Source organism: Streptomyces sp. NPDC058525 (genome assembly GCF_042719495.1).
Taxonomy (GTDB): Bacteria; Actinomycetota; Actinomycetes; order Streptomycetales; family Streptomycetaceae; genus Streptomyces.
On sequence record NZ_JBHXNP010000110.1, the window covers coordinates 21,344 to 29,393 of the forward strand.

An 8,050-nucleotide genomic window follows, 5' to 3' on the forward strand; every position below is an offset into this window, starting at 1 on the left:
CACGATCGGCCCGTCCGGACGGGAGGCAGCACATGTCCGGCTTCTGGTTCCGCCACCGCGACCGGATCGCCTTGGCCTCGGGCCTCGTCGTCCCCTTCCTGGTGGCGCTCGCGCTGGTGCCGTTCCGTACGGGCCTCTCGGCGACGAACGAGGCCCTGATCATGGTCGTCGCCGTGGTCGCGGTCGCGGCCCTGGGCACGCGGGCCGCCGGGGCGCTGGCCGCCCTCTCGGCGGCCGCCTGGTTCGACTTCTTCCTGACCAGGCCCTACCAGCGGTTCGCCATCGCCGACCCTGACGAGATCCAGACGGCGGTCCTGCTGCTCGCCGTCGGCCTCATCGTCTCCCAGCTGGCCGTACGCACCCGCCGGCTCCAGGCCGTCGTGGTCACGGACACCGCGCACCTGTCGAGCCTCCAGGGGACGGCCCGGCTGGTCGAGGACGGCGGCTCGCCGGCGGCGGTGGTCGAGTACGTGCGCCGGGAACTCGTCGGGCTGCTGGGTCTGCGCGGCTGCCGCTTCGAGTACGGAACCCTGATGGGTCATCTGCCGCGGCTGGAGCACGACGGCAGCCTGTGGCTGCGCCGCGGCAGGCACGTCGCCGAGTACGCCGAATGGCCGGAGGGCGAGACGGAACTGCGCGCCGTCGGAGGTGGCCACTACTACGGCCGCTACCTCCTCGATCCGCTCCCGGGCCGCCCGCTGCCGTCCGAGGAGGCCCGTCTGGTGGCGGTCGCGCTGGCCGCTCAGGCGGGCGCCGCCCTGGACACGGCCGGCCTGTCCCACCAGGGCTGACCGCCTCGGAGGGGGTCGCCGCGGCGGTCGTCAGCATCGCGCAGGGGAGGGTGCGGAGCCGCCGGCAGCGACAGGGTCATGGTCAGGCCGCCTCCCGGGGTGTCCTCGGGGGTGAGGGTGCCGCCCATCGCCTCGGCGAGCCCCCGGGAGAGGGCGAGCCCGAGTCCGACGCCCGTGGTGTTGTCGGTGTCGCCGAGGCGCTGGAAGGGCACGAAGGCGTTCTCGCGGTCCGCTTCCGGGATTCCGGGGCCGCGGTCGACGACCCGGATCTCGACGCGGTCGTCGAGCGCGCTCGCCGTCAGCAGTACGTGCGCTCCGGGCGGGGTGTGCCGGGCCGCGTTGCTGAGCAGGTTGGCGACCACGCGTTCGAGCAGCGGCGGATCCGCCAGGACGGCCGGGGCCCGCTCCAGGCTCCGGGTGTCGACGGCGGGGGCGTCCGTGGGCAGGCTGTCCAGCGCGGCGGGCAGTACCTCCGCCAGGTCCGTGGCCCGCAGCTCCAGTTTCAGCGCGCCGGCCTGGAGCCGGCTCATGTCGAGCAGGTTCTCCACGAGGCGGTTGAGCCGGGCCATCGACTCGTCGGCGGTGGCGAGGAGCGCGCTGCGGTCCTCCTGGCTGAACTCCACGTCGCTGGCGCGCAGCGACTCGATGGCGGCCCAGCCGGCGGCGAGCGGGGTGCGCAGATCGTGGCTGACCGCGGCGAGCAGTGCGGTACGCATCCGGTCGGCCGCCTTGACGGGTTCGATCTCGGCGGCCGCCTCGGCCAGCCTGGCCTGCTCGACCGCGACGGTGACGTGCGCGGCGAAGGCGGCCAGGACCCGGCGGTCGGAGCTGGGGAGCGGGCGGCCGCGCAGGACGAGCTGCGTGTCGCGTCCCACGGGGACCCGTACCACGGAGGGGTCCTTCGCGACCGGTTCGTCGGTGAGTTCGACCGAGTCCATCCCGAAGGTCTCCCTCGTCCGTTCGAGGAGGGCCGGAACGGCCTGGTCCCCGCGCACGATGGATCCGGCGAGCGAGGAGAGCGTCTCCGCCTCGGCCGTGGCCCGGGCGGCCCTGCGCGACAGCCTCAGTGATCTGTCGACCGCCGCGGCGACGGTTCCGGCGACCACCGCGAACACCACCAGCGCGAGGATGTTGTTCGGCTCCGCGATGGTGAACTCGCCGACCGGCGGGATGAACCAGTAGTTCAGCAGGAGGGAGGCCGTCACGGACGCGACCACGGCCGATACGACGCCGCCCACGCACGCCACGCCGACCACCGTCAGCAGGTACAGGAGCGCCTCGCTGGTGAGGTTGAGGCTGCCCCTGGTCCGGTCGAGCAGGAACGTGAGCACGAGAGGCAGGACGAGCCCCAGGACCGGTCCGGCGATCAGCCGGGAGGTGGGCAGCGTCCGGCGCCTCGACGGCAGCAGCCGTCCGCTGCCGGCCCGTTCGTGCGTGACCATGTGGACGTCGATGTCCTCCGAGAGTCCGACGATCGTGTCACCCGTGCCCCGTCCGGTGAGGAAGCGCTCGACGCGCCCGCGCCGACTGGTGCCGAGGACCAGCTGCGTGGCGTTCTCCGCGCGGGCGAACTCCGTCAGGGCGGTCGCCACGTCGTCGCCGACCAGGGAGTGGTAGCTGCCGCCGAGGCTTTCGACGAGGGCGCGCTGGCGGACCAGCGCGGAAGCCGATGCTCCGCCGGCCAGGCCGTCGCTGCGGGCGATGTGCACGGCGAGGAGGTCGCCGCCGGCCGAGCGGGCCACGATCCTGGCGGCCCGCCGGATGAGCGTCTCGCCCTCGGGACCGCCGGTGATCGCCACGACCACTCGTTCCCTGGTCTCCCACACACGCCCTATGCCGTGCTCGGCGCGGTACTTCTGCAGCGCCTCGTCCACCCGTCCGGCCAGCCACAGCAGGGCGAGCTCCCGCAGCGCGGTGAGGTTGCCGACCCGGAAGTAGTTGGACAGTGCCGCGTCGACCTTCTCCGGGGCGTAGATGTTGCCGTGCGCCATGCGCCTCCGCAGCGCCTCGGGCGGCAGGTCGACCAGCTCGATCTCGTGCGCCCGGCGCACGACCTCGTCCGGTACGGTCTCGTGCTGCGGCACCCTGGTGATCTTCTCGACGACGTCGTTGAGGGATTCCAGGTGCTGGATGTTGACGGTGGTCACCACGTCGATCCCGGCCGCGAGCAGCACTTCCACCTCCTGCCAGCGCTTGGCGGGCGTGCCGCCGGTGACGACGCAGTGGGCCAGCTCGTCGACGAGCGCCACCTCGGGCCGCCGTTCCAGGACCGCTTCCAGGTCCATCTCCGGAAACCGGCTCCCCCGGTGGGTGCGCTCCGTGCGCGGCAGGGCCTCCAGGCCGGACAGCTTCTCCTCGGTGAGGCGGCGTCCGTGGCACTCCACGAAGGCGACGACCACGTCCGTGCCCCGGTCGGCCCGCCGCCGCCCCTCGTCGAGCATCCGGTACGTCTTGCCCACACCGGGGGCCGCCCCGAGAAAGACCTTCAGCCTTCCGGGCCTGGCAACCGCCTCAGCCACGACACGCGCCTCCTCACGCCGAACGCCCCGATCCGCGCAGAGGGCTTCCCTGGCCGGCAGAGGCACACAAGTGCTGCTGACGATCATCATCGGGTGGAAATCGACCGGATCACGGCAGAGCGGGAAGACATTGACGATGCCCTGACACAGTCCTTGCGGGATAGGGCGGAACCGGTGTGCCGGGAAGTCTGGTCGGCGTGACGGGTCGCATGGCCCCGATCTCGACTCCAGGGGTCCAGGGAGCGGCATGCGCGGCGTCGGTACGGTCTTGTCTCTGGTCTCCAGGTCATGGTCCAGGCCGAGAGCCTGTTCAACGACGCCACTTCGCTCGTCCTCTTCCGGGTCACGGTGGGCGTCGCGGTCGCCTCCTCCGCGGTCTCCTGGGGGCGGGGCCGCCACCGAGTTCGGGCTCCTCGCCGGAGGCGGCACGCTGATCGGGGCCGCGGTCGCGGGCGTGGTGGTGCTGATCCGGCGCCGCACGCACGAGCCCGTCCTGGAAACCGTGATCGCGCTCGTGACCCCGTACGCCGCCTACGTGCTGGCCGAGACGGCCCACACCTCGGGCGTCACCTCCGTGTTCGTGGCGGGCGTCATCATGGGCGGCAGCGGAGACCGTCTCACCAGCGCACGCATACGCCTCCAACTGCACGCCGTCTACGGCACCGTGGTCTTCCTGCTCGAAAGCGTCGTGTTCAGCCTGATCGGGCTCTCCCTGCTGGTGCTGACCTCTTCCGTCGTGGTCGTCACGCTCGTCGTGCAGGGATTCACCCTCGCCCCGGTCGTGCGCCGTTCGGGGATCGCCCTCGAACCGGACCACACCGAGCGCGAGGAGACCGGCGCACGGCTCAGCCTCGCCGAAGCGGGACTGCGGCGCCTGGACGAACTGTCCGGGCTCGAAGCCGCGCCCGAGGCGGTGCTCGAAAGGATCCGCCGTGCCCTGCAGGCCCGCCTCGACCACGCCCAGGACCGGCTCGGCGACGACGGACCGCTCGAGTCCGCGGACCAGGTCTACCGCCAGCTGCGCCGCGACCTGATCGATCGTGAGGCCGCCGAACTCCGGCGCCTGTACAACGACCACCGCATCAGCGACACCACCCGGCGCCGTCTCCAGCGGTCGCTGGACCTGGAGGAAGCCAGGCTGTCCGACGGGCGCGCACGGGCTTACGGAGCTCGTCTACGCCTACACCAGCAACACCAACAGCAACGGCAGTGCCATGGCGGGCTTCAACGGCGCCACCGACTTCCACAACCTGCTGATGGCGGTCGCCATGCCGGCGGGCCGCTACCTCCCGATGGTCTGCGTCCTGGCCCTGGCCGGCCGCCTCGCCCGGCAGCAGCCGGGTGTGGTCACGGTCGGCACCCTGCGCGCCCAGGGAGTCGACTTCGTCGTCCTGGCCACCGCGGCGGCCGTGATCCTGGCACTGCTCAACTTCCTGCCGGCCCTCTCCCTCGGCACGATCGCCGACGGACTCATGTAGCGGTCCCGGCCACCTCCCGCACTATTCGGTCTTGCTAAGTACCAGTAGTCAGCGTTACTGTGTACCAGTACTCAGCGGCACTCACTAGCGCGGGAAGGAGGTGTTCCATGAGCAAGCTGGAGACGGAGATGCTCAAGGGCACCCTGGAGGGCATCGTCCTCGCGACCCTGTCCGGCCGGCCCGCGTACGGCTACGAGATCACCTCGGGGCTGCGCGAGCAGGGCTTCTCCGACATCGCCGAGGGGACCGTCTACGCCCTGCTCGTCAGGCTCGAGAAGCGCGGCCTCGTCGATGTGGAGAAGGTCCCGTCCGAGAAGGGGCCGCCGCGCAAGGTGTACTCCCTCAACGCCCGGGGGCGGGAGTACCTCGAAGAGTTCTGGAGGACCTGGAGCTTCCTCACGGAACGACTGGAACAGCTCCGCGAAGGGGGCAGGCAGCCATGACCGGAACCGAGAAGAGCGGCTTCATCGCGAAGGTGATCGGACCCAAGAAGCGCTGGCGGGCGTACAAGGCGCGCGTCAAGGAGCTTCCCGACAACCACCGCACGGCGGTCGAGGCCATCGAGCAGTACCTCATGCACTTCGTACCGACCGACGGCGACTCCAACGCCTCGATGTTCGAAGACCTCGCCGACCTGTTCGAGCAGGCCGCGGCGAACGGCACCCCGATCCGCGAGATCACCGGCGAAGACCCGGTGGAGTTCGCCGAGGCCTTCGTCCAGAACTACTCGGAGGGCGGCTACGCCCCCGCCCGTGCACGGAAGCGGCTGGTCGAGGAGATCGAGCGCGCCGCCGGCGAAGACCGCGGAGCAGCGGAAGACACCGTCTGAAGACGACGACACGGCACGGCACGGCACTACACGGCACTACACACACCGCATTCAGGGGGATACACGATGGACAAGGGAAAGAGCGGCTTCTCCGAGGCAGGGCTGCGCCGACTGCGCGAGGTGCTGTTACGACACGTCGAGACCGGGCGGATTCCCGGTCTGGTCGCCCTGGTCGGCCGGGGCGAGGAGACGCACGTCGAAGCGATCGGGACGATGCGTCACGACGGCGGCCCGCCGATGCGCCGGGACACCATCTTCCGGATGGCCTCGACCACCAAGCCGGTCGGGGCGGCCGCGGCGATGGTCCTGCTCGACGAGTGCCGACTGCGGCTGGACGACCCGGTGGACGAGTGGCTGCCCGAACTCGCCGGCCGGCGGGTCCTCAAACGGCCCGACGGCCCGCTCGAGGACACCGTGCCGGCCCGGCGGCCGATCACCGTGCGCGACGTGCTCACCTCCACGCTCGGCCTCGGACTGGATACAACGGCCATGGGCTCCCCGATGATGAGCGCGTTCTTCGAACGGGGCGTCTACGGGCAGGAATGGCTGCTGCCCGCACCGGATCCGGACGAGTGGATGCGGCGCCTGGGCACGCTGCCGCTGATGTACCAGCCCGGAGAGCGGTGGCTGTACAACGTCGGCGACGACCTGCTCGGCGTGCTCGTCGCCAGGGTCAGCGGCCAGTCGTTCGAGGCGTTCCTGCGCGAATGCGTCTTCGGCCCGCTGGGCATGAAGGACACCGGGTTCCACGTGCCCGCCGACAAGCTCGACCGGTTGCCTCCGCTGTACGCCCCCGATCCGCAGACCGGCGAGTTCACCGTGGCGGACGAGGTCGAGGGCGGACACCACAGCCGCCCTCCGGCGTTCCAGTCGGGCGGCGGCGGACTCGACTCGACCGTCGACGACTACCACGCCTACTTCCGGATGCTGTTGAACCACGGGATGCACGGCACCCGGCGGATCCTGTCCCGGCCCGCCGTCGAGCTGATGACCACCAACCGCCTCACGCCCGAGCAGCTCGCCGCCCGGGAGGCCTGGGCCCGCGACGTCGTCCATCTGTCACACGGTCAGGGACAGCACGGCGGCTGGGGCTTCGGGATGGCGGTGCGCACCTACCGCGGCGACTACGCGCCCGTCGGGCAGTTCGGCTGGGACGGCGGAGCCGGCACCAGCACGTACGCCGACCCGCACAACGGGCTCGTCGGCATCCTCCTCACCCAGACCGGGATGTCCACGCCGGATTCGGCCCGGGCCATCCACGACTTCTGGACCACCCTCTACCAGGCCATCGACGACTGACCAGGCACACCCATTCGGGCGGTGACGGCCCGTCACCGCCCACGTAGCGTAGGGCCGGGGAGAATCCGGGGGGGGATACGGACACATCGCATCCCTGGAAAGACGGTCCACACTCATGGCAGCAACCAAGCCCTCCATCGTCCTGGTCCACGGCTTCTGGGGCGGCGCCGCCCACTGGGCGAAGGTCATCGTCGAACTGGACAAGCGCGGATTCGGCGATCTGCACGCGGTGGAGAACCCGCTGACCTCGCTCGCCGACGACGCCGAGCGCACCCGCAAGATGGTCCAGCAGATCGACGGGCCCGTCCTGCTCGTCGGCCACTCCTACGGCGGCGCCGTCATCACCGAGGCCGGCAACCTGCCCAACGTCGTAGGCCTCGTCTACATCGCCGCGTTCGCCCCCGACGCGGGCGAGAGCCCCGGCCAGATCACCCAGGAGATGCCGCCGGCGGCGTTCGACAGCATCGCCCCGGACTCCGACGGCTACCTGTGGGTCAAGCAGGACAAGTTCCACGACAGCTTCTGCCAGGACCTCACCTCCGACGAGGCCCTGGTCATGGCCGTCACCCAGAAGGCCCCCCTGGCCTCGACCTTCGGCGACAGCGTGACCTCGCCCGCGTGGCGGACCAAGCCGGCCTGGTACCAGGTCTCCACCCAGGACCGGATGATCCACCCGGACAACGAGCGCCGGATGGCCCAGCGCATGAACCCGCGCGCGATCGTCGAACTCGACTCCGGCCACGCCTCCCTGGCCTCCCAGCCGGGCCCGGTCGTCGACCTCATCGAGAAGGCCGCGAACGAACTCGGCGGCTGACCCTCGGCAGCACCCGCCCGTGGCCCGGCACCCTCCGTCGAAGGGGTGCCGGGCCACGGGCCCGCGTGCGGCGGTGCGGTATCGCGCGGCTACTTCGGCATCAGGACGGTGTCGATGATGTAGACGTTGGCGTTGGCGGTCTTGACGTTGCCGCAGACCACCGAGGCGGCGCCGTTGACCTTGTAGGACTCGCCGGATCCCTTCGTGGCTACCATGCCCTTCTGCAGGGTTTCGAAGGAGCCGTTGTCCAGCTGCTCAGGCGTCAGCTTCTGGCCGACCACGTGGTACGTGAGGATCTTGGTCAGCGTCGCCTTGTCGGC

The 8,050-nt window shown here is 70.9% G+C and carries 8 protein-coding genes and 1 pseudogene; 7 read left to right on the top strand and 2 right to left on the bottom strand.

The features are described 5' to 3' along the window. The first annotated feature begins 32 nt into the window (after nucleotides 1–32). Nucleotides 33–791 (top strand): DUF4118 domain-containing protein, encoded by a 759-nt coding sequence (locus ACFWP3_RS35250; RefSeq protein WP_384229400.1) that lies wholly within the window; start codon nucleotides 33–35, stop codon nucleotides 789–791. On the opposite strand, the gene ACFWP3_RS35255 is transcribed toward ACFWP3_RS35250, so the two are convergent. After that, on the bottom strand, nucleotides 743–3,310 hold the full coding sequence (locus tag ACFWP3_RS35255) for an ATP-binding protein (protein ID WP_384229403.1): 2,568 nt from the start codon (nucleotides 3,308–3,310) through the stop codon (nucleotides 743–745). The two genes, ACFWP3_RS35250 and ACFWP3_RS35255, sit on opposite strands and share 49 nt — an antisense overlap. A gap of 255 nt (nucleotides 3,311–3,565) precedes the next feature. Here ACFWP3_RS35255 and ACFWP3_RS35260 point away from each other — a divergent pair. From ACFWP3_RS35260 to ACFWP3_RS35285, 6 genes and pseudogenes are all read left to right on the top strand, one after another. Beyond that, nucleotides 3,566–4,457 (top strand): annotated as a pseudogene (locus ACFWP3_RS35260) (cation:proton antiporter); the annotation flags it as partial. Further along, nucleotides 4,351–4,788, top strand: coding sequence for a potassium-transporting ATPase subunit KdpA (locus ACFWP3_RS35265; RefSeq protein ID WP_384229405.1), 438 nt, complete (start codon nucleotides 4,351–4,353; stop codon nucleotides 4,786–4,788). The pseudogene ACFWP3_RS35260 and the gene ACFWP3_RS35265, both read left to right, overlap by 107 nt. Nucleotides 4,789–4,895: 107 nt before the next feature. Next, nucleotides 4,896–5,231 carry a PadR family transcriptional regulator gene (locus ACFWP3_RS35270; protein ID WP_384229407.1) on the top strand — a complete coding sequence of 112 codons (336 nt, stop codon included), beginning with the start codon at nucleotides 4,896–4,898 and terminating at the stop codon, nucleotides 5,229–5,231. Beyond that, nucleotides 5,228–5,617 carry a DUF1048 domain-containing protein gene (locus tag ACFWP3_RS35275; RefSeq protein WP_384229409.1) on the top strand — a complete coding sequence of 130 codons (390 nt, stop codon included), beginning with the start codon at nucleotides 5,228–5,230 and terminating at the stop codon, nucleotides 5,615–5,617. Before ACFWP3_RS35270 ends, ACFWP3_RS35275 begins: the two co-directional genes overlap by 4 nt. Before the next feature lie 66 nt (nucleotides 5,618–5,683). Then, nucleotides 5,684–6,916 carry a serine hydrolase domain-containing protein gene (locus tag ACFWP3_RS35280; protein WP_384229411.1) on the top strand — a complete coding sequence of 411 codons (1,233 nt, stop codon included), beginning with the start codon at nucleotides 5,684–5,686 and terminating at the stop codon, nucleotides 6,914–6,916. A gap of 115 nt (nucleotides 6,917–7,031) precedes the next feature. Beyond that, nucleotides 7,032–7,730, top strand: coding sequence for an alpha/beta hydrolase (locus ACFWP3_RS35285; protein WP_384229413.1), 699 nt, complete (start codon nucleotides 7,032–7,034; stop codon nucleotides 7,728–7,730). 89 nt (nucleotides 7,731–7,819) lie between these two features. On the opposite strand, the gene ACFWP3_RS35290 is transcribed toward ACFWP3_RS35285, so the two are convergent. After that, the coding region (locus tag ACFWP3_RS35290) for a fasciclin domain-containing protein (RefSeq protein ID WP_384229415.1) at nucleotides 7,820–8,050 on the bottom strand (231 nt) is incomplete at its 5' end.

Coding starts and splice junctions, on each gene's coding strand:
- ACFWP3_RS35275 (WP_384229409.1), top strand. CDS start 5,228: ATGACCGGAACCGAGAAGAGCGGCTTCATCGCGAAGGTGATCGGACCC.
- ACFWP3_RS35250 (WP_384229400.1), top strand. CDS start 33: ATGTCCGGCTTCTGGTTCCGCCACCGCGACCGGATCGCCTTGGCCTCG.
- ACFWP3_RS35270 (WP_384229407.1), top strand. CDS start 4,896: ATGAGCAAGCTGGAGACGGAGATGCTCAAGGGCACCCTGGAGGGCATC.
- ACFWP3_RS35285 (WP_384229413.1), top strand. CDS start 7,032: ATGGCAGCAACCAAGCCCTCCATCGTCCTGGTCCACGGCTTCTGGGGC.
- ACFWP3_RS35280 (WP_384229411.1), top strand. CDS start 5,684: ATGGACAAGGGAAAGAGCGGCTTCTCCGAGGCAGGGCTGCGCCGACTG.